The sequence below is a fragment of the Micromonospora desertarenae genome (assembly GCF_056150265.1).
Map to the genome: position 1 here is coordinate 43,987 of NZ_JAXCFQ010000018.1, position 19,303 is coordinate 63,289.

Annotated in this window: 19 protein-coding genes; 10 read left to right on the top strand and 9 right to left on the bottom strand. The window is 75.2% G+C overall.

Going from position 1 to position 19,303, the window contains the following annotated elements; translation table 11 throughout:
* Positions 1-16 precede the first annotated feature (16 nt).
* Genes SM577_RS28290 through SM577_RS28305 form a run of 4 tightly spaced genes read right to left on the bottom strand, consistent with a single transcriptional unit; the run spans position 17 to position 6,059 of the window.
* Entirely contained in the window at positions 17-1,072 is a 1,056-nt protein-coding gene (locus tag SM577_RS28290; RefSeq protein WP_474579930.1) for an ABC transporter ATP-binding protein, read from the bottom strand.
* On the bottom strand, positions 1,069-2,391 hold the full coding sequence (locus SM577_RS28295) for an ABC transporter substrate-binding protein (protein WP_474579931.1): 1,323 nt from the start codon (positions 2,389-2,391) through the stop codon (positions 1,069-1,071). The genes SM577_RS28290 and SM577_RS28295 overlap by 4 nt, the downstream gene beginning before the upstream one ends.
* Entirely contained in the window at positions 2,388-3,245 is an 858-nt protein-coding gene (locus SM577_RS28300; RefSeq protein ID WP_474579932.1) for a carbohydrate ABC transporter permease, read from the bottom strand. Before SM577_RS28300 ends, SM577_RS28295 begins: the two co-directional genes overlap by 4 nt.
* A gap of 21 nt (positions 3,246-3,266) precedes the next feature.
* Complete coding sequence (locus SM577_RS28305) at positions 3,267-6,059, bottom strand: exo-alpha-sialidase (RefSeq protein ID WP_474588410.1); 2,793 nt, start codon at positions 6,057-6,059, stop codon at positions 3,267-3,269.
* Positions 6,060-6,229: 170 nt separating this feature from the next.
* Here SM577_RS28305 and SM577_RS28310 point away from each other — a divergent pair, with 170 nt between their 5' ends.
* The 4 genes from SM577_RS28310 (at position 6,230) to SM577_RS28325 (ending at position 9,832) form a co-directional block, all read left to right on the top strand.
* Entirely contained in the window at positions 6,230-7,045 is an 816-nt protein-coding gene (locus tag SM577_RS28310) for an SDR family oxidoreductase (protein ID WP_474579934.1), read from the top strand.
* Between the two features lie 115 nt (positions 7,046-7,160).
* A complete protein-coding gene (locus SM577_RS28315; RefSeq protein WP_474579935.1) occupies positions 7,161-7,574 on the top strand; it encodes an SSI family serine proteinase inhibitor in 414 nt (137 codons plus the stop codon).
* A 165-nt stretch (positions 7,575-7,739) separates the two neighbouring features.
* Positions 7,740-8,849 carry a DUF5919 domain-containing protein gene (locus SM577_RS28320; protein ID WP_474588411.1) on the top strand — a complete coding sequence of 370 codons (1,110 nt, stop codon included), beginning with the start codon at positions 7,740-7,742 and terminating at the stop codon, positions 8,847-8,849.
* A gap of 83 nt (positions 8,850-8,932) precedes the next feature.
* Positions 8,933-9,832 (top strand): pentapeptide repeat-containing protein, encoded by a 900-nt coding sequence (locus SM577_RS28325; RefSeq protein ID WP_474588412.1) that lies wholly within the window; start codon positions 8,933-8,935, stop codon positions 9,830-9,832.
* 153 nt (positions 9,833-9,985) lie between these two features.
* Here the strand turns inward: SM577_RS28325 and SM577_RS28330 are convergent, their stop codons facing one another.
* Entirely contained in the window at positions 9,986-10,564 is a 579-nt protein-coding gene (locus tag SM577_RS28330) for a MarR family winged helix-turn-helix transcriptional regulator (RefSeq protein ID WP_474588413.1), read from the bottom strand.
* A 5-nt stretch (positions 10,565-10,569) separates the two neighbouring features.
* On the opposite strand from SM577_RS28330, the gene SM577_RS28335 reads away from it, so the two are divergent.
* Together SM577_RS28335 and SM577_RS28340 are read left to right on the top strand one after the other, a co-directional pair.
* Entirely contained in the window at positions 10,570-11,775 is a 1,206-nt protein-coding gene (locus SM577_RS28335; protein ID WP_474588414.1) for an MFS transporter, read from the top strand.
* A 22-nt stretch (positions 11,776-11,797) separates the two neighbouring features.
* Entirely contained in the window at positions 11,798-12,037 is a 240-nt protein-coding gene (locus tag SM577_RS28340) for a preprotein translocase YidC (protein ID WP_302921925.1), read from the top strand.
* 101 nt (positions 12,038-12,138) lie between these two features.
* Here the strand turns inward: SM577_RS28340 and rnhA are convergent, their stop codons facing one another.
* Positions 12,139-12,618 (bottom strand): ribonuclease HI, encoded by a 480-nt coding sequence (gene rnhA / locus SM577_RS28345; RefSeq protein WP_302921926.1) that lies wholly within the window; start codon positions 12,616-12,618, stop codon positions 12,139-12,141.
* 79 nt (positions 12,619-12,697) lie between these two features.
* Here rnhA and SM577_RS28350 point away from each other — a divergent pair, with 79 nt between their 5' ends.
* Together SM577_RS28350 and SM577_RS28355 are read left to right on the top strand one after the other, a co-directional pair.
* Positions 12,698-13,426 (top strand): tyrosine-protein phosphatase, encoded by a 729-nt coding sequence (locus SM577_RS28350; RefSeq protein WP_302921927.1) that lies wholly within the window; start codon positions 12,698-12,700, stop codon positions 13,424-13,426.
* An 82-nt stretch (positions 13,427-13,508) separates the two neighbouring features.
* The gene (locus tag SM577_RS28355) at positions 13,509-14,102 is read left to right on the top strand and encodes an N-acetyltransferase family protein (RefSeq protein ID WP_474588415.1); all 594 of its coding nucleotides are present in this window, start codon (positions 13,509-13,511) and stop codon (positions 14,100-14,102) included.
* Positions 14,103-14,135: 33 nt separating this feature from the next.
* Here the strand turns inward: SM577_RS28355 and SM577_RS28360 are convergent, their stop codons facing one another.
* A complete protein-coding gene (locus tag SM577_RS28360; protein ID WP_474588416.1) occupies positions 14,136-15,329 on the bottom strand; it encodes a lycopene cyclase family protein in 1,194 nt (397 codons plus the stop codon).
* A gap of 12 nt (positions 15,330-15,341) precedes the next feature.
* Positions 15,342-15,881, bottom strand: coding sequence for a glycosyl-4,4'-diaponeurosporenoate acyltransferase CrtO family protein (locus SM577_RS28365; protein WP_474588417.1), 540 nt, complete (start codon positions 15,879-15,881; stop codon positions 15,342-15,344).
* A 74-nt stretch (positions 15,882-15,955) separates the two neighbouring features.
* Here SM577_RS28365 and SM577_RS28370 point away from each other — a divergent pair, with 74 nt between their 5' ends.
* Both SM577_RS28370 and SM577_RS28375 read left to right on the top strand, forming a co-directional pair.
* Entirely contained in the window at positions 15,956-17,182 is a 1,227-nt protein-coding gene (locus tag SM577_RS28370; RefSeq protein ID WP_302921930.1) for an MFS transporter, read from the top strand.
* A gap of 741 nt (positions 17,183-17,923) precedes the next feature.
* Entirely contained in the window at positions 17,924-18,751 is an 828-nt protein-coding gene (locus SM577_RS28375) for a class I SAM-dependent methyltransferase (protein ID WP_474588418.1), read from the top strand.
* Between the two features lie 13 nt (positions 18,752-18,764).
* On the opposite strand, the gene SM577_RS28380 is transcribed toward SM577_RS28375, so the two are convergent.
* Positions 18,765-19,295 (bottom strand): GNAT family N-acetyltransferase, encoded by a 531-nt coding sequence (locus SM577_RS28380; RefSeq protein ID WP_474588419.1) that lies wholly within the window; start codon positions 19,293-19,295, stop codon positions 18,765-18,767.
* Positions 19,296-19,303 lie beyond the last annotated feature (8 nt).

Genomic DNA, 19,303 nt, shown 5'->3' on the forward strand with positions numbered 1-19,303 from the left:
CGGGTGTCCGGTCGCGTCACGGGGCGTACCGTCGCCCGGAGCCGGCGTGGAAGACGTGCACGTCGGCCCAGCGCACGGCGATCCGTACCGCCGCTCCCCGGTCGGGGCGGCGGGCGGCCGGCACCCGGGCGACCACCGGCTCGCCGCCGGCCAGCCGCAGGTACGCGTACGCGTCCTCGCCGACCACGTCCACCCGGTCCACCGTGGCCGGGGTGCCCTCGGCGTCGGCTCCGGCCACGGTGACCGCCTCGGGCCGGAAGCCGAGATCGAGCCGGCCGGTCTCGGTGACCGGCGCCCCGGGCGGCGGGTTGCCGGCCGGTCGCACCGGCCCGTCCGCCGGCAGCAGGTTCATCGCCGGGGAACCGACGAAGCGGGCCACGAAGGTGCTCGCCGGGGCACGCCAGATCTCGTCCGGGGTGCCGACCTGCTCGATCCGGCCGTCCCGCAGCACGGCGATCCGGTCGGCCAGCACCAGCGCCTCGGTCTGGTCGTGGGTGACGTGCACCATGGTGGCGCCCACCCGGTCGTGCAGGGCGCGCAGTTCGGCGCGCATCTCCACCCGCAGCGCGAGGTCGAGGTTGGACAGCGGCTCGTCGAGCAGGAACACGTCCGGCTCCCGGACCAGCGCCCGGGCCAGCGCCACCCGCTGCCGCTCGCCACCGGAGAGCTGACCGGGGCGGCGGTCGAGCAGCGCCGCGCAGCCGACCGACTCGGCCGCGACCCGGGCCCGCTCCCGGGCGACCGCCCGGGGGGTGTCCCGCACCTCCAGCCCGAACGCGATGTTCTCGGCCACGCTCAGGTGCGGGAAGAGCGCGTACGACTGGAAGACCATTGACACGTTGCGCCGGCCGGGGCGGTCGCCGGTGACGTCCCGCCCGGCGATCAAGACCCGGCCGGTGGTGACCGGCTCCAGCCCGGCCACCACCCGCAGCACCGTCGACTTGCCGGCCCCCGAGGGGCCGAGCACGACGAGCAGTTCGCCGCGGCGCACCGCGAGGTCGACCTCGTGCAGCACGGTCGAGGACCGGTAGGCGGCGCTGACGCCGTCGAGGACGAGCCCCGGTTCGCTCACCCGTGCTCCCCCCGGGCGAACAGCGGCCTGGTCTGCTGGTCGAGGTCGCGGATCACGTCGTCGAGCCGGTCGCCGCGGTGCATCGCGTTCTCCAGGATCCCGTACGTGACGTCCTCGATCTCGGGCCAGGTGGAGACCGTGGGCAGCGCCCGGACGGTGGGGATGGCGTCGAGGAAGACCTTGGCGCTGCGCGGCGGCTGGGCCGGGCCGAGGAACGCCGGGGACTGCGACACCGCGACGTGCGACGGCACGGTGCGGCCGGTGGCCGCGATGATCCGCTGCCCCTCCTCGGCGATGGCGAACTCCAGGAACCGCCAGGCGGCGTCCTTGCGCTTGGCGCCCCGGGTCATGCAGTACGCGTCGGAGTGCAGCACCCCGACCTGCTCCTTGTAGACCGGCAGCGGCGCGACGTCCCACTCGAAGTCGGTGATCGAGCGGAACGTGGTGGTGGACCGGCGGGAGCTCATCAGCATGGCCAGCCGGCCGTTGGCGAACCGGGACTCGTCGTCCTCCGCCTCCACCTCCTCGTCGGTGGGCACCACCCCGTACGCCAGCCGCAGGTCGACGAGGTTCTTCAGCGCCTCCCGGGCGGCGGGCGTGTCCAGCGTCAGCCGGGTCGGCCTGGCCGGGTCGTCCACGATCTCGCCGCCGTTGGACCAGACGAACGGGGCGAGCCGGATGATCGACGGTTCGACGCCGAGGCCGTGCACGGCCGGGCGCAGCGCGGCGCCCTCGCTCTCGGTCGCCTTGACCACCACGCCGCGGGCGTCGCGGGTCATCGCGGTGGCGGTGCCGACCAGGTCGTTCCAGGTCCAGCCGGGCTTCGGCTCCGACACGCCGTACTTCTGGAAGAGCGTCCGGTTGTAGTAGACGGCCAGGCTGGACACGTTCTGCGGCAGGCAGAGCTGCTTGCCGTTCCACTTGAACGCGTCCATCGCCACCGGGTAGTAGTCGGCCGGGTCGACGGCGTCCGAGGCGGAGATCCGGTCGTCCAGCGGCTCGACCACGTCCTTGGCGGCGAACTGGCCGTAGAAGCGGTAGTTCATCAGGAACAGGTCCGGCGGTGCGCCGCCGGCCACCGAGGTGGCCAGCCGGGCCAGCAGGTCCTTGCGGTCGCTGGCCTCGACGAGCTGCACGTCGGCGCCGGGCCGGGCCTTCTCGTACGCCTCGATCAGGGTGCGGTAGGCGGCCAGTTCCTCGGGCGCGCCGAAGACCAGCAGGCGCACCGGGCCGTCGGCGGACGAACCCGACCCGGACCCGCAGCCGGTGGTCAGGAGCACGGCGCAGAGCAGCAGTGCCAGCAGGGCCTTCGGTCTCATCGGTTCCGTCCCGTCGGGTCGTCGTGGTGGAGGAAGCGCCGCTGGGCCAGCACGAACACGGCCAGCGCGGGCACCGTGGCGAGCACCGCCCCGGCCAGGAACACCGGGAAGTTCGTCGGGTCCAGCACCGACAGCGAGCGCAGCGCCAGCGGCAGGGTGAACAGGTCACGGTCGTAGACGTAGACCAACGGGTCGAGGAAGTTCGACCAGGTGAGCACGAAGGTGAGCGCGGTGAGCGCGGCGGTGACCGGGCGGACCAGCGGGAGGGCGACCCGCCACCAGATGCGCATCGGGGAGAGGTCCTCCACCAGGCAGGCGTCGTAGAGGTCGGCCGGCAGCGCCCGGAAGGCAAGGTAGTAGACCAGGACGTAGAGCGGTGAGGTGCCCACCAGCGCCGGCGCGATCAACGGCACCAGGGTATCGGTCAGCCCGAGCATCCGGAAGATCGCGAACCGCGGCACCAGCAGCGCGGTGGCCGGCACCATCAGCGCGACCAGGGAGGCCGCGACCACGGTGGCGGTGGTGCGCGGGGCGACCCGGGCCAGCGCGAACCCGGCCAGCGCGGCGACCAGCACGCTCAGCGGCACCGCTACCACCGCCACCAGCACCGAGTTCAGCGACGCGCGCAGCAGCCCGCCGAGCTCCACCGCCTGTTGGTAACCGGTGGTGGAGACGGGCTCCGGCACCAGCTGCGGCGTCGGCGAGGGCGGCAGGCCGGGCTCGGTGAGCGAGCCGGAGACCAGCAGCAGCAGCGGCGGGACGAAGACGAGGAGGACGAAGGCCGCGCCGAGCGTGCGCCAGACACGCGCGGCCCGCTCGGGCAGCGGTGAGGGGCCGCTCGCGCGGCCCCTCACCCGGTTGGTGCCGATGTTCGCCTACCGCAGGGGGAGCTGCCAGGCGCCGAGACCGTGCGAGGCGGCGTAGAGGATCCGCTTGCCCGGCACGATGGTGAGCCCGGCGACCTCCACGTTCGGCATCCCGCCGGCCGCCTTGACCCAGCTCGTCGTCCCCCTGGCCAGCCGCAGCACACCGAAGTCCGTGGCCGCGTACAGGTCGCCGGTGACGTCGTCGCGGACCAGGTCGGTGATCGGCTGGTCGCCGAAGTCGTACGAGCGGTCGGCCCAGGTGGCCCCGGTGCCGGCCAGCCGCACCTCGAACGCGTGCCCGAGGGTGGTCGGGGTGTTCGAGTTGAACCCGCTGTAGGAGATCCACGCCCGGGCCGGGTCGGCCGGGTCGACGTGGATGCTGGTCACGAAGCGGTTCGGCGTGCTCGGCGTGTCGATCCGGGTCCAGGTCACCGCGGCGGCCGGCTCGGCGTCGGCGTTGCGGGTGACGAAGACCCGGCCGGTGCTGGTGGCCGCGTACGCCGTCGAGGAGTCCGTGGCGACCCGCTGGACCACCGAGACGGCGCCGCCGGCCCGGTCGCCCCACGCGGCGTCGGTCAGCGCGACGCCGCCCAACTGCTCCCAGTCGCCGCACCGGGCCTCGAAGGTGCCGGTCCAGCTGTTGCAGATCCGGTTGGCCTCCGCCAGCGACCGGTCGCCGAGGCCGAAGGTCTTGGTGCGGTACACCGAGCGGGCGGTGCCGGCGAACATCGTGCCGCTGACCTTCGGGTCGGTGATCACCGGGGCGTAGAAGAGCGTGCCGGCCTGGCCGAAGACGCCGTCGTAGATGGAGATCCAGCTGCCGATGTCGCCGTTGTTGAAGTTCACCTCGGGCGTGGCGTCGTAGAACGTGTGGAACCGGAACTCCGGGCGGCCGACGTCGAAGCCGGACGCCCCGCCGTCACCGATCATCGTGTTCACCCAGCGGGCCCGCTGGCCCTTGTTCTCCCAGGTGCCGTTGTCCTGGGTGCCGCCCTGGAGCATCCGGTGGTCGTGCGGGCTGACCGAGAGGCTGATGAACTGCAGGGTGTTCATGCCCTTGTTGATGCCGTCCAGCTTCGACGGGATCCGGGACAGCATCTGCCGGCAGCGGTCCTTCTGCGCCTGGGTGGTCAGGTTGCGGTCCGGGTTGTCGCACCACGCCGAGCGGTCCACGAACTGGCCGCTGGAGCGCATCACGCCGCCGTCGTTGGCCTCGAAGAACTGGTACGGGTTGCGCGGGTTGGTGACCAGCGCGTGCTGGTCGGGGTGCAGGCCGTTGGGGTGCAGCTCGTCGGTGCCGTCGTAGGTCATGTCGGTGCCGCTGACCCCGGCGTCGGTGGAGAGCACCACGGCCCGCTTGTGCGCCACCGTCTCGCCGTAGACGTAGGAGCCACCGGTGTAGACGATGTCCGGGTGCCCGGCCGGGGTGTGCACGAAGACGTCGTACCAGCACTGGCCGGTGCACTGGTTGTAGGTGGCGAAGCCCGGGTCGGCCGGGTTGGCGCTGGTCAGGTCGGTGAAGGTGGGCGCCCCGGTGGCCACGTCGTCGCTGCGGAACAGCCGCGAGTAGGGGTTGCCCAGGTTGCCCTCGTAGACGTACATCCGGGTCTTGCCGCCGGGCAGCGCCGTCACGTCGATCGCGGCCCGGGTCTGGAAGACCGCGCTGTTGAGGGAGGACTTGATCTGCGTCCAGGTGGCGCCGCCGTCCGGCGAGCGCCACACCCCGCGGGCGTACGAGGAGGCGTAGACGATCTTCGAGTCGCGCGGGTCGAGCTTGACGTAGCGCACCCCGCGCGGCGAGCAGGCGGCGGTGTTGTTGTACTCCGCGGCGCTGCCGGTGCACTGGGTGGCGTCGGCCGAGCCGTTGTGGATGAACCGCCAGCTCTTGCCGCCGTCGGTGGACTTGTACAGGCCCCACTTGGCGGCGTCCGGCACCGGTCGGGTGACGCCGGTGCAGCAGGAGCTGGACATGCCGCGCAGCGCGGTGGTGGTGGCGACGTAGAGCGTCTTCGGTTGACCGGGGACGATGGTGATCTCGCCGATGCCCTTGCCGGCGAGGGCGTCCTTGCCGAGCGGGCCCTGCCAGGTCAGGCCGCCGTTGGTCGACTTGTACAGGCCGACGCCGGCGACGCAGCCGGAGGCGCAGGTGTTCGCCTCGCCGGTGCCGACGTAGATGGTCAGGCCGGTCTTGTCGTTACGGTCGATCTTCACCGAGCCGGCGGCGTTGATGCCCAGCGGCCCGCCGAGGTAGAACCACTTCGGCTCGGGCGCGAGCACGTTGAGGGTGCCCCAGACGCCGCCGCCGGCCGGGGTCACGTAGGCCCGGCAGAGCAGCGCGTTGCAGTCCGGGGCGATGTCGATGGAGGTGACCCGCCCGCCGGCGACGTACTCGTCGGGCACGTAGTTGTAGGCGTTGCGGAACTCGGTGAACGGGTAGAGCGCCTCGCTCGGCCCGATGTTGGTCCACCGCTGGCTGCCGCGCAGGCGCCGCTCGGCGGCGGCGTAGGCGGCCTTGGACCGGTCGACCTGGGCGATGCTGATCGAGTCGGCCGGGTACGCGCGCTCCAGGAACTCCTGCTGGGCGGCGTTGCCCGGCCCCTCCGGTGACATCCCGTCGCTGCCCGGCACCGCCTGGCGCAGCCGCTCGAGGTGGGCGCCGGTGGCACCCGGCATCTCGCCGTCGCCCACCGCCGCGGCGGCCGGCACCTCGGCGCCGGTGAAGTGGATGCCCGCGGCACCCGTCGACGCCACCAGGGCGGCGACCGCTAGTCCTGCGAAGAGATGGCGACGTCTGCGCTTCACGAGGGTCCCTCCGGCACGAAAAGGCGTCGCCGCAGCGCGGCACCGGATTGGCGACCGTCACTGGCAGCGTCCACGCTGGAGAATGTCAGAGCGATCGGCCGCCGACAATCCCCTGCACGGACCGACCTCGACGGATGGTTGCATTCGCATACGACGGGTATTGCGGCCGCATGCCAGCTCGCTACGAGAACTATCCGAGAATCGCCATCGTCACCGGCGCCGACTCCGGCATCGGGAAGGCCTGCGCGGTGGCGCTCGCCGAGGCCGGGTTCGACATCGGCGTCACCTGGCACGCCGACGCCGAGGGCGCCGACCGGACCGCCACCGAGGTACGCGCCACCGGGCGTCGCTGCGAGGTCGCCCGGCTGGACCTGACCCGGCTGCCCGACGCCGCCGCCGTGGTCGACGAGCTGGCCGACCGGCTCGGCGGGATCGGGGTGCTGGTCAACAACGCCGGCACCGGCACCTCCGTCCCGTTCGTCGACACCGCCTGGGAGCAGTGGCGCGAGGTGCTCGCGGTCGACCTGGACGGGCCCTTCCTCTGCTCCCAGCGGGCCGCGCGGCGGATGCGGTCGGACGGCAGCGGCGGGCGGATCGTCAACATCACCAGCGTGCACGAGCACGCGCCGCGGGTGGGCTCGGCGGCGTACTGCGCGGCGAAGGGCGGGCTCGGGCTGCTCACCAAGGTGATGGCACAGGAACTGGCCGCCGACGGCATCACCGTCAACGCGGTCGCCCCGGGCGAGATCGCCACGCCGATGACCGGCCAGGAGGACGTCGACCCGTTCACCCAGGAGCGCCCCGGCGTACCGGTCGGGCGGCCGGGCGACGCCCGCGAGGTGGCCGCGGTGGTCGCGCTGCTGGCCTCCCCCGCCGCCGCGTACGTCACCGGCGCCTCGTGGCCGGTGGACGGCGGCATGCTGATGATGGGCCCGCAGGCCAACGCGCTGCGGTCGGACGACTGGCGGCGGGTCGAGTCCTCGTAACAGTTGGTGACCATTCCGGTTCACAGTGTCCACTTAGCGTGGTCGGCGGCCCGGTCACACGACGGCCGGGCCGATCGCCGGCCCCCACCCGGGGCCCCGACCGGAAGGACACACCATGCCCTTCGTCCAGCGGGTCGCCGCCCTGTTCGCGGTGACCGTCCTGGCCACCGGCGCGCTCACGGCCGCGACCACCCCCCGCGCCGCCCGCGCCGCCGCCACCGACCGGCCCACGTCGGTGCTGTTGCTGACCGTCCTGCCGCACGTGCACGGCGAACCGCGGGCGGCCGCGCTGCGCTGCCACCCGGCCGGCGGGACGCACCCGGCGGCGACGACCGCCTGCCAGGCGGTGGCGGCCGTGCACGGCGACCTCGGCGCGATGACCCCCGAACCGGGGCCGTGCACCCTGGAGTACGCGCCGGTCACCGCCCGCGCGCTCGGCTTCTGGCAGGGTCGGCCGGTGTCCTGGGCGAAGACCTTCGGCAACCGGTGCGCGCTGCTGCGCGAGACCGGATCGCTGTTCGCCTTCTGACCCGCACGCCGCGCGGCGTCCGCCCCTCGGCGGGCGCCGCACCGCGTCGCCGGACCGGCGCACCGGTCGCGAACGGGACAGCGCGGGCGGATCACGGCAACGTATCCTCCGCTTTCCGGGTGATCACGCGGGCCGGCGCGACCGGCGCGATGCCGAGGGGGCCGGATGGCGGGGGCGGGCGGGTGGCGTCGCTGGCGGGGCACCGGCCGGCAGCGGCGGGCGCTCGTCGGCGGCGGCGGGCTGCTGGTCGTCGCCACTGTCATGCTCCTGGCCGCCTGGCGCAGCACCGGCTTCGCCAGTGACCTGCTGCTCAACCTCGGAGCCAGCGTGGTGCTCGCGGCGATCTCGTACGTCATCTTCGACCCGCTGTTCGAGGAGGCCCGCAAGGCCCGGGTGCAGGAGCACCTCAGCTTCGACCAGAAGGCGTTCGTCGACCGGCTGTGCCGCACCGGCCGCCGGGTGCGGATCCTGGACACCTGGACGATCCTGCTGGAGGACCAGCACCGGGCGGAGACGCTGCGGGCGGTCGAGGCGGCCCTGGAGTCCGGCGCCGAGGTGCAGCTGCTCCTGCTCGACCCGGACTGCACCGCCGCCCAGCAGCGCTCGGAGGAACTGGAACGGCAGCGGGTGGACGTGCCCCGGCAGATCCGGGCCAACCTGCGCCATCTCGCCGCGTTCCAGGAGTCGCTACGGCTGCGGCCGAAGCTGGCCCGCCGGTTCCAGGTACGCGTCTACGACGCCTCCCCCTCCATCCAGCTCTACCAGTGGGACGGGCACGCGCTGATCTCGTTCTTCCCGATCGGCAAGCTGTCGTTCAACGTCCCGCAGCTGGAGGTGGACATGGACAGCCCGTGGGGCGGTTTCGTGCACGCCCGGTTCGAGGAGCTGTGGGAGCACGAGCAGGCCACCTCGACGCTGGAGCGCTACTGGACCACCACCGTCACCCTGCAGGACGAGGACTCCGACCTGGTCGAGGTGCAGGTGCCGTACGTGACGGTGGACGGGCAGCACTACCTCGACTGCCAGGCGTTCAAGCTGGTCCGGCCGCTGACCGTGCGGGCCCGGCCGCCGGCGCGTACCCCCGGGGTGTTCGGGCTGGCGGAGCCGGCCGACGGCGATCCGGTCCCACCCCCGGTGGTGGCCCGGCTCTTCGACCAGAAGTACGGCCCGGCCGACGGCAGCCGCGCCGTGCTGCGGCTGGTGCCACATCGCCGGGCGAACGACCGCGCCCCCGCTCCCCGCTCCGCCGAGGGGGCCCCGCCGCCCGAACGCTGACCGGCGGGGCTGGGACAATGGGGAGGTCCGCCCGCGCCGCCGCCGGGCGGGAGGGTCCCCCGATCGGCAGGAGAACGGTCAGCGTGTCGGTAACCGCCCAGGCCCCGTCGCCGGCCGGCGAGCTACGCGCCGACTGCGCCCGCTGCTTCGGGCTCTGCTGCGTCGCGCCGGCCTTCGCCGCGTCCGCCGACTTCGCCGTCGACAAGCCGGCCGGCCAGCCCTGCCGGCACCTGGGGCCGGACTTCCGCTGCGGCATCCACACCGAGCTGCGCGAGCGGGGCTTCCCGGGCTGCACGGTCTTCGACTGCTTCGGCGCCGGGCAGCAGGTGGCCCAGGTGACCTTCGGCGGGCGGGACTGGCGGCAGGCTCCGGAGACGGCCGCCCGGATGTTCGACACGTTCGCCGTGATGCGGCCGCTGCACGAGCTGCTCTGGTACCTCACCCAGGCGGTCGCGCTGCGCCCGCCGCGGCCGCTGCCCGACGAGCTGACCGCCGCGCTGGCGGAGACCACCCGGCTGGCCAACGCCGGCCCGGAGACGCTGCTCGGGCTGGACGTCGACGCGTACCGGGGGCGGGTGAACGCGCTGCTGTCGCGCACCGGCGACCTGGTGCGGGCGCGCGCCGGCCGGCCGGGCCCCGACCACCGGGGCGCCCGGCTGTTCGGGGCCGACCTGCGCCGGGCCGACCTGCGGGCGGCCAACCTGCGCGGCGCGCTGCTGATCGGGGCGGACCTGCGCGGGGTGGACCTACGCCTGGCCGACCTGACCGGCGCGGACCTGCGGGGCGCCGACCTGCGCGGGGCCGACCTGTCCGGCAGCCTCTTCCTGCACCAGTCGCAGCTCGACGCGGCCCGCGGCGACCGGCACACCGAACTGCCGGCGACGCTCACCCGGCCGGCGCACTGGTCGGCGCTGCCGCTCACCCCGGTACGCCGCACCCCCCGCGCCGGCGCCCGCCGCCCCGGCCCACCCCGGCGCCGCTAGTTCGACGGTCCGGCCGCTCGCCGCCTACCGCGCCCCAGCCGTCCGCCGCTCGCCGCACAACCGGGCCTCCGGCCGCTCGCCGCCCAACCGAGCCCCAGACCCGTCCGGCCGCTCGCCGCACAACCGCGCCCGACCCGTGCCGCCGCTCGCCTCCTACCGTGCCGGGGTCGGGTCCTCGGTGGCCCCGGCTGCGCCGCCGGAGGCGCCGGCACCGGCGCACGGTGCGCCCCGGTAGCCGTCGTGCACCGGGCAGGTCGGGCAGCGGGACCGGTCGCAGAGCCGGCAGAGCCGCGCCAGCTCGCGCCGGTCGCCCGCCTCGCACCGCAACAGGTTGCCGGCGATCCGCGCCAGCTGGTGGCGCTGCTCGGCGGTGAGCAGCCCGACCAGGTCGGCCAGCGCGACCTGCCGGGCCCGCAGGATCCGCTCGGCGGCCACCCGGCCGGCGGCGGTGAGGTGCAGCGCCCGGCTGCGGCCGTCGGCGCCGGGCTGCCGCCGTACCCAGCCCTGGTCGACCAGGCGGCGGACCAGGTGGGCCGCGCCGGGCTGGGTGAGGCCGAGCACCTGGCCGAGCCATTCGGCGGTGCTGCCTGGCTGGTCCTTGATCACGACGACCGCCTCGGCCAGCGCCCCGCCGGCGCCGGCCGCGTCGACGACCGCGGCCCGCATCCGGGAGTTCACGGCGAGCGCCAGAGCGCCGAGGAGGTTCGGGGCGGCGTCCTCGGGTAGATTCATAAGTTATGAATTTACCCGGTCGAGCCGTCGCGGTCATCGTGCTGATGAACCTCGCCCAGCTCCCGGTCGCGATGCGACAGTTGCTCGTGGTGCTGCTCGGTCACCACAACACGGGCAGCTTCGCCACCGCCGGTGCCGCGAGCGCCGCCTGCGGGCTCGGCCTGGCGGTGTCCGCACCCCTGTACGGCCGGTTGCTGCCCCGCTTCGGCGACCGGGTGGTGCTGCTCGGCTCCGGCCTGGCCCACCTCGCGGCCCTGTCCGGGCTGGCGCTGAGCACCCGACCCACCGCCTTCGTGGCGCTGGCCGCCGCCGCCGGATTGGCCACCCCGCCCGCGCTGAGCAGCGGCCGGTCGCTGCTGCCCCGGCTGGTGCCCGCGCCGGCGCTGACCCGCGCGTACGCCGTGAACGCGGTCGGGCAGGAACTGCTCTACGTCGGCGGCCCGCTCGCGGTGACCCTGAGCCTGCTGCTGACCGGCCCCGCCGGTGCGGTGTTCGCGTTCGCGGTCGTCGGTTCCCTCGCCCTGGTCGGCAACGCCCTGGTCGTTCCCCGCCGGCACGGCGCCGACGCGGCCGACCGGGCCGCCCGTCCGGCCGCCCGGCGCACGGTGCGCACCCTGCTCGGCGTGCACCTGGGCTACGCGACGTGCATGGGCGCCATGTGGGTGCTGGTCCCGGCGTTCGCCGCCGGCGCCGGGCACCCGGACCAGGCCGGTGTGCTGATCACCGTCTGGTCGGTGGGCAGCCTGGCCGGCGGTCTGGTGCTCGCCCGCCGCGGCCGGTTGGCCGATCCGCGCCGCGCCTACCTGGCGCTGCTGGCCACCATGGCGCTCACCTCGGCGGTGCTGCCCTGGCCGCGTACCGTGCCGCAGATGGCGGTCGCCCTGGCCGTCTTCGGGCTCGCGCTCGCGCCGTGGCTCGCCGTCACCGACGGGCTGATGGCTCGGGCCGCCCCCGCGCCGCACACCGCCGAGGCGTACGGCTGGTTGCAGACCGTCGGGCAGCTCGGGACCGCCCTCGGCGCGGCGAGCAGCGGCGCGGTCAGCGACCGGTTCGGCACCACCGGCGCCTTCCTGATCGTCCCGGCGGCGCTGGCGGTCGCCGTCGCGGTCGCGCTCACCCGCCGTCGCGCGCTGTCCGCCGCGCCGGAAACGGCCGGCCCGCCGGCGCCGGAACCCGACGTTTCGCTGCCAGGTGGTCGGGTAGCCGGCTGACCGACGTACGAGCGGGGAGGCGATGGTGGGATATCGGGCACGCCAGGGCGTACAGCCGGTCGACCCGGAGCACGCCGAGGACGAGGCCGGCCAGGCCCGGCTGGTCCAGGTCGGGGCGGACACCGACGTCCCGGCTCCGGACGACACCGAGATCAAGCCGGACATCGTCACCGAGGACGACGGCTCCGGCGTGGCGGGCGGGGCGTCGGGCACCAGCAGCGGTGGCTCGACCATGCCCGGCCACCCGGACGCGACCCGCTGACCACCTCGCCGGCCGACCGTCGGGTGTGGTGTCCGGGCCTGCCCCGGGCAGCCCGCGCGGGTCCGCTCCGGGCCGCCGCGCCGGCCCAACCCCCATCGGCGTCAGCGGCCGGCGGGCACCGCCGCGGCACGGGCCTCGGTCATCCCCCGGTTGGCCAGCGCGTCCGCCCGCTCGTTCTCCGGGTGTCCGTTGTGGCCCTTCACCCACAGCCAGGTGACCTGGTGGCGGGCGCACGCCGCCTCCAGCCGCTGCCACAGGTCGGCGTTCTTGACCGGCTGCCGGGCCGCGGTCAGCCAGCCGTTGCGCTTCCAAGAGGCGAGCCAACTGGTGATGCCGTTGCGCACGTACGTGCTGTCGGTGTGCAGCTCGACCGTGACCGGGCGGGTCAGGCTCTCCAGCGCCTGGATGGCGGCCATCAGCTCCATCCGGTTGTTGGTGGTCGGCGTCGCCTCACCGCCGTGCAGCTCCCGCTCGTGGCTGCCGTAGCGCAGCACCACGCCCCAGCCGCCCGGACCGGGGTTGCCGCTGCACGCGCCGTCGGTCCAGATCTGCACGATCCTGCCGGTCGTCCCGTCCACCATGCCGGCAACCTACCCGGTGCCGACGCCGGCCCGGCGGCTCGGGGCATCCGCCACGCGGGCCGGCAGCTAAGGTCGGGCGGTGGAACGGCACATCACCTTTGAACGACTGCACAACTTCCGTGACCTGGGCGGCTACCGGGCCGGCGACGGCCGCACCGTGCGGTGGGGTCAGCTCTACCGGTCGGACTCGTTGGGCAAGCTGGCCGGGGCGGACCTGGCCCGGTTCCGCGAACTCGGCGTGCGTACGGTGATCGACCTGCGCTACCCGTGGGAGATCGAGGCGCGCGGCCGGGTGCCGCACCACGAGGGTCTGGTCTGGCACAACCTGAGCATCGAGCACCGCCCCTACGACCAGGCCACCATCGACCCGACGGTCGACCCGTGGCGCTACCTCGCCGACCGGTACGCGGAGGTGGCCGACGACGGCGCGGCCGAGCTGCGGGAGGCGCTGGAGGTGATCGCCGAGGCCGACGGTCCGCTGGTCTTCCACTGCGCCTCCGGCAAGGACCGCACCGGCCTGCTGGCCGCCCTGCTGCTCACCCTGCTCGGGGTCGACGACGAGCAGATCGCGGCGGACTTCGCGCTGACCGAGCTGGCCACCGAGCGGTTGGTGGCCGACTGGCGGGCCGCCCATCCGGGCCGCACCCTGGTCTGGCCCGGCTACGGCCGCGCCCCGGCCGAGATCATCCAGCTCGTGCTGGCCGACCTGCGGGCGGCGCACGGCTCGGTGCACGGCTACGTCACCGACCGGCTCGGCGTGTCCGAGAAGACGATCACGCGGCTGCGCGAGCGGCTGTTGACCGGGTGAGGCAGGCCGGCGCCGGTGGCTCGTCCCCAGGGACGGGAAATGCCCGCGCCCCGCGCGGCGGTGGTCTGGCAGGGTGGGCACCGTGACGGTGATCGACAACGGCCCGCGGGCCGGGGCGGGTGGGACCTTCGACGAGCTGCGGCGCGCCAACCGTGCGGCGATCCGGCCGGCCGAGCCGGGCGACGCCGACACGCTGCACCGGTTCATCGTGGAGCTGGCCGCGGCGGAGGACTTCCCGGGCGAGGTCAGCGCCGAGCCGGCGGACGTCGCCCGGGCGCTGTTCGGGTCGCGCCCGGTGGCGGAGGCGGTGGTGGCGACCGTCGACGACGAGCCGGTCGGGTTCGCGTTGTTCTACCCCACCTACAGCACGGTGCTGGGCCGCCCCGGCATCCACCTGGAGGACCTCTACGTCCGGCCCGAGCAGCGTGGCGGCGGGCTCGGCCGGGCGCTGCTCGCCCACCTGGCCGCGCTGGCCGTGGCGCGGGGCTGCGCCCGGCTGGAGTGGTGGGTGCTGCGCACCAACGACCCGGCGCTGCGCTTCTACCGCCGGCTGCGGGCGCGATCCCTGGACGAGATCGACGTGCTGCGACTCGACGGTGAGGTGCTGCGCGAGCTGGCCGACGGCAGCCAGCTCGGCGGCGGGCAGGCGACGGCCGGCGTCGTGCCCGACGCCTGATCCGCCGCCTGCCCGGGCGTCGGGAACGCTGGCCTAGCGGCTCCGCCGACCGCGGACGAGGCGGGCGCGGAGCCGGTCGGCGGCGTCGCCGGCGGTGGCGGCGACCATCGGCGACAGCCGGGTGGAGCTCATCACCGCCAACTCCTCGGCCGGGCTGGTGGCGCCGTCGAGGAAACGCAGCACCCGCTCGGCGGGGTTGCGGTCGAAGAGCCGGTCGAAGAACTCCGGCCCGCTCACCCCGCCGCGGTCCAGCGCGCGCAGCGCGACCGCGTCCATCCACAGATGCCGTCGGGGGTACGCGGGCGCCGGCACCGGTGGCCGCCCGGCCGCCAGGGCGCGGGCCACCTGCTCGGCCTGCCGCCGCATGGCGGAGAAGGTGAAGCCGGTGGAGGGGCGGGTGGCGCCGCCGGCCGTGCCGAGGCGGACCACCCGGGGTGACGGGTGGGCGTCGAACGGCGCGTCGGTCATCGGGATCACCCCGTCCTCCACCTCCCGTACGACCAGCCGGACCGGGTCGAGGCCGAGCAGGTCGCGGTAGCCGGCCAGGGCCGCGTCGTAGCCGGCGTCGGTGAGCCGCGCGGGCGAGAACTCGGTGTACTCGACCAGGGCGTAGCGGTCGCTCACCGGCAGCACGTAGCCGAACGAGACGCCCCGGGCCGGCTGCGGGGTGCGGAAGTCCATCAGCACCGCGCGGTCGGCGTCGAAGACCGGGGTGTCCGAGGCCAGCCACCACCCCCGGAAGTGCTGGAGCCAGTTGGTGCGCCCGGGCCGGCGCGGCGGGCGGGGCCGGGAGTCCAGCACCCAGGACGCCCGGAGCACGGCGCTGCCGTCGGCGCGGACCAGCACCCGCTCGCCGTCGTCGTCGAGGGCGTCGGCGGCGGCCACGATCCGCCGCACGCCGAGGCGCCGCTCGGCGGCGGCGGCCCGGTCGTAGACCGGGCCGGAGCGGAGCATGGCGTACCGCAGCGGGGCGAGGTCGAGCACCCGGCGGCGCTGCGCGGTGACCACCTCGACCTGCCGCCAGCTCGCGCTCAGCACCGGGTCGAGATCGTTGCCAGGGCGGTCCCAGAACGCCCAGGTGCGGTCCTGGCCGCGCTTGTGCACCGGGTCCACCACGGCGACCCGCAGGTCGCGCACCCCGTGCCGGTCGAGCGCGGCGAGCACCAGCGACGCGGCGCCGCCACCACCGACGAGGGCGAGGTCGACGTCGACCGGTGCGCAGTTCACCCGGTCACGGTGTCACACCGTCCCCGCGCGGTGTTCGGTGGCCGCCGTGACCTGTCGGATCCGGGCCCGCAGCGCCCGCTGGAGCAGGATCGGGTAGCCGTGCAGCGGCACGGTCAGCCCGGCCAACCAACCGGCGGCCGGGCCCGCCCCGAGCAGGGCCGCCACCCCGGCCAGCCCGAGGGCGACGACGGCGAGCACCGAGTGCCCGAACTCGGAGCGCCGGGTGCGCAGGTCGAGTGCCGGCAGGGCGGACCGGGTGCCGGCGAAGGAGTGCCCCATCAGCCGTTCCCAGCCAAGCCGGCGCAGCAGTCGCCGGTACGCCGCGACACCCAGCCGCCGGTACAGCGCCGGCTCCCACCGGCGGATCCGCCAGTGGTCGCCGCGCAGCGCCGGCCGCGCGGCCTTCACCCAGGCGGCGGCCCAGGCCATCAGCGCGAAGTGGACCACCCAGGCGAACGCGAAGCCGTAGCCGAGCAGCGCGCCGGTCACGGCGCCCGCGGCGGCCACCGCGATCCCACCCGCCACCAGGATCAGCAGCGCCCGGGTCGTCATCCGGGCGAGCCTAGCCGGGCGGCCGGCGACCACGGGCGAGCGGGGACCGCGACCCCGTCGGTACGGTGTCCGTCATGGCGGATCGATCCCAGCCGCTGGGCCGCCCGTTCTGGGCGTTCTGGGGTGCGGCGGCCCTGGCCAACCTCGGCGACGGCATCCGGGTGGCGGCGTTCCCCCTGCTGGCCGCCGCGCTGAGCGACGACCCGGTGGCGGTGGCCGGGGTCGCCGCGGCGCAGTTCCTGCCCTGGCTCGTCGCGGGGCTGCTCGCCGGCGCGCTGGCCGACCGGCGCGGCGCGCGTACCGTGATCGCCGCCGCCGACGCCGGCCGGGTGGTCGTGCTGGCGGTGCTGGCCGTGGCCGTGGCGACCGGCCGGGCCACCATTCCGCTGGTGATCGCCGCCGCGTTCCTGCTCGGCGTGGGCGAGACCCTGCGCGACACCGCCGCCCAGACCGCGGTGCCCCGCCTGGTCAGCGACGCCCAACTGGAGAAGGCGAACGGACGGCTGGTCGCCGGCGAGATCGTCGGCAACGAGTTCGTCGGCCCGCCGGTGGGTGCGCTGCTCTTCGTCGTCGGTGCCGCGCTGCCGTTCGCGGCCAACGGCGCGGCGCTCGCGCTGGCGGTCATGCTGGTGCTGTCCCTGCCGCTGAGCCTGACCCGCCCCGCCCGGGCCGCGGGCGCGAGCCCGGTCCCGGCCAACCGGGACGGGGTGTTGGCCGGACTGCGCTGGCTGGTGCGGCAACCACTGCTGCGCACGCTGGTCGTGGTCGGCGCGGCCGTCGCCGCCGCGGACAGCGCCTGGTTCGCGATCTTCGTGCTGTACGCGCGGGAGAGCCTCGGTCTCGGCGCGCTCGGCTTCGGCCTGCTGCTGGCGACCGGCGCGGCCGGCGGGCTCGCCGGTTCGTTCGCCGCCGACCGGCTGATCGCCCGATTCCGGCACCGGGACGTGCTGACCTGGTCCCTGGCGACGACGGCGGGCGTCCCGCTGCTCCTGGTGGTGGCACCGCACCGGGTCGCCGCGGTGGCCGTCGTCGTCACGACCAGCGCGTCGTTCGCGGTGCTCAACGTCGCCGCGCTGTCGATCCGGCACCGCCTCGTGCCCGAGGGGCTGCTCGGCCGGGTGGTCGCCGCCTCCCGGATGCTCACCTTCGGCTGCACCGCGCTCGGCGCGCTGGCCGGTGGCGCGCTCGCCGCGCGCGCGGGCGTCGAGGCGCCGTTCCTGTTCAGCGGTGCGGTCGCCGTGCTCGCGACGGTGGCCTGGTGGCTCTCCTCGCGGCCGGCCGCGCCGCCCGACCCCGCCTGAGCCGCCGGCCCGTCAAGCGACCGGGCTCGGCGCGGCGGGCTGGCCCGGGGCGGTGGGCTGGCCCGGCGCGGCGGGCTGCTCCGGCGCGGCGTGCTGGTCCGGCGGCGGGGCGGCGTACGCCGGGCGACGTTCGGTCGAAGACCCGCCAGGTCGCGGCCGAGACGCCGACTCGCCATGGCCGGCCCCTGGCCGTGTCGCTCACGTAGCCGTCTCCGGGAGCGCGGGTTGATGCGCCGGCGCCCTGTCGAGCTGCCCCGTCCATGGGACCACCGGGCTGGCGACGACCGGTCGTCGCGCTCGTGCACGACGCCGCGCGCCCCTACCGACGGGGCAGCTCTGAAGCGGCTGCGGGAGTGGTGGGCCGCCACCGACCTGCCCCAGCCCACGGCAGCTCGACACGATGACAGCGCCGGCCCTGCCTGCCCCGCCCGGACGCGGCAGCACGACCCGGTGACAGCGCGGCGGGCACCCCGCCGGCGATGCTGGACCAGTCGCCCTGCCTGTCCTGGCCGGACGCGCGGCAGCAGGACCCCGGTGACAGGGCGGGCCCTGCCTGCCCCGGCTGGAAACGGCAGCAGGACCCGGTGACAGCGCGGCACCGCGCGCCCCGGCGAACGCACCGCCCCGGACCGCCGGCGCGGCACGGCGACGCCCGCACTCCGTGGAAGGGCCAGCGGGGCGCGCCGTTCGCTCGGCGAAACCCCGTTGGCCCACGGCGGGCGGGTGTGCGACGGTCTGGCGGTGAACGATCACCGGACGGTCAACCGGACCACCTGGGACGAGCGCGCCCCCGCCCACGCCGCGTCGCCGGACTACGGCGTCGAACGCTTCGTCGCCGACCCCGAGCACCTCAGCGAGGTGGTGCGGTTCGACCTGCCCCGGCTCGGCGACGTGACCGCGCTGCGCGGGGTACACCTGCAGTGCCACATCGGCACCGACACGGTCTCGCTGCACCGCCTCGGCGCGCGGATGACCGGCCTGGACTTCTCCGGCGCGGCGCTGGTGCAGGCCCGCCGGCTGGCCGAGCGCACCGGCGCGGCGGTCGACTTCGTGCAGGCGGACGTGTACGACGCCCCGCAGGCGCTCGGCGAGGCCGGGTTCGACCTGGTCTACACCGGCGTCGGCGCGCTGTGCTGGCTGCCGGAGATCCGGCGCTGGGCCGAGGTGGTCGCCGCACTGCTGCGCCCCGGCGGGCGGCTGTTCCTGCGCGAGGGCCACCCGATGCTCTGGGCGCTGGCCGATCCCCGGCCCGACGGCCTGCTGGCGGTCGAGCACCCGTACTTCGAGCGGCCGGAGCCGACCGTGTGGGACGAGCCGGGCACGTACGTCGAGACCGACGTGACCTTCACCCACACCCTGTCGTACGAGTGGAACCACGGGCTGGGCGAGGTGGTGAGCGCACTGCTCGACGCGGGCCTCGACCTGACCATGCTGACCGAGCACGACAGCGCGCCGTGGGACGCCCTGCCGGGTCAGACGGTCCGCGACGCGCACGGCGAGCACCGGCTGCGGGACCGGCCGTGGCGCCTGCCGCAGACGTACACGCTCCAGGCCCGCAAGCGGGGCTGAGCCGGGGCCGCGGTCAGTCGGGGCGCTTGCGGTAGAGCACGCTGCGGCGCAGCGGGCCGGCCGGGACGCTCGGGTCGTCGAAGTCGTCGGCCGGGTCGGTGGTCATCCCGAGGCGGCGCATCACCGCCTGCGAGCGCAGGTTGGTGGCGGTGGTGACGGCGAGGATCTCGGGCAGCCCGACGGTGTCGAAGCCGTACGCCAGCACGGCGCGGGCCGCCTCGGTGGCGTAGCCGTGCCCCCAGGCGGCGCGGGCGAGCCGCCAGCCCGCCTCGACGCCGGTGAAGGGCATGCCGGGCTCGACCCGGTCGAGTCCGGCGAAGCCGACGAACTCGCCGGTGTCGCGGACCTCGACCGCCCAGAAGCCGAAGCCGTCGCGGGCCAGGGCGGCCTGGAACCGCCGGACGGAGGCGGTGGCCTGTTCCGGGGCGAGCAGCGGGCCGAGGTGCTCGCGCACCTCGGGGTCGGCGTTCATCGCGGCCCAGGGCGCGAGGTCGGACTCCTGCCAGTCGCGCAGCAGCAGCCGCCGAGTTCTGATCTCCGTCACCGGCCGAC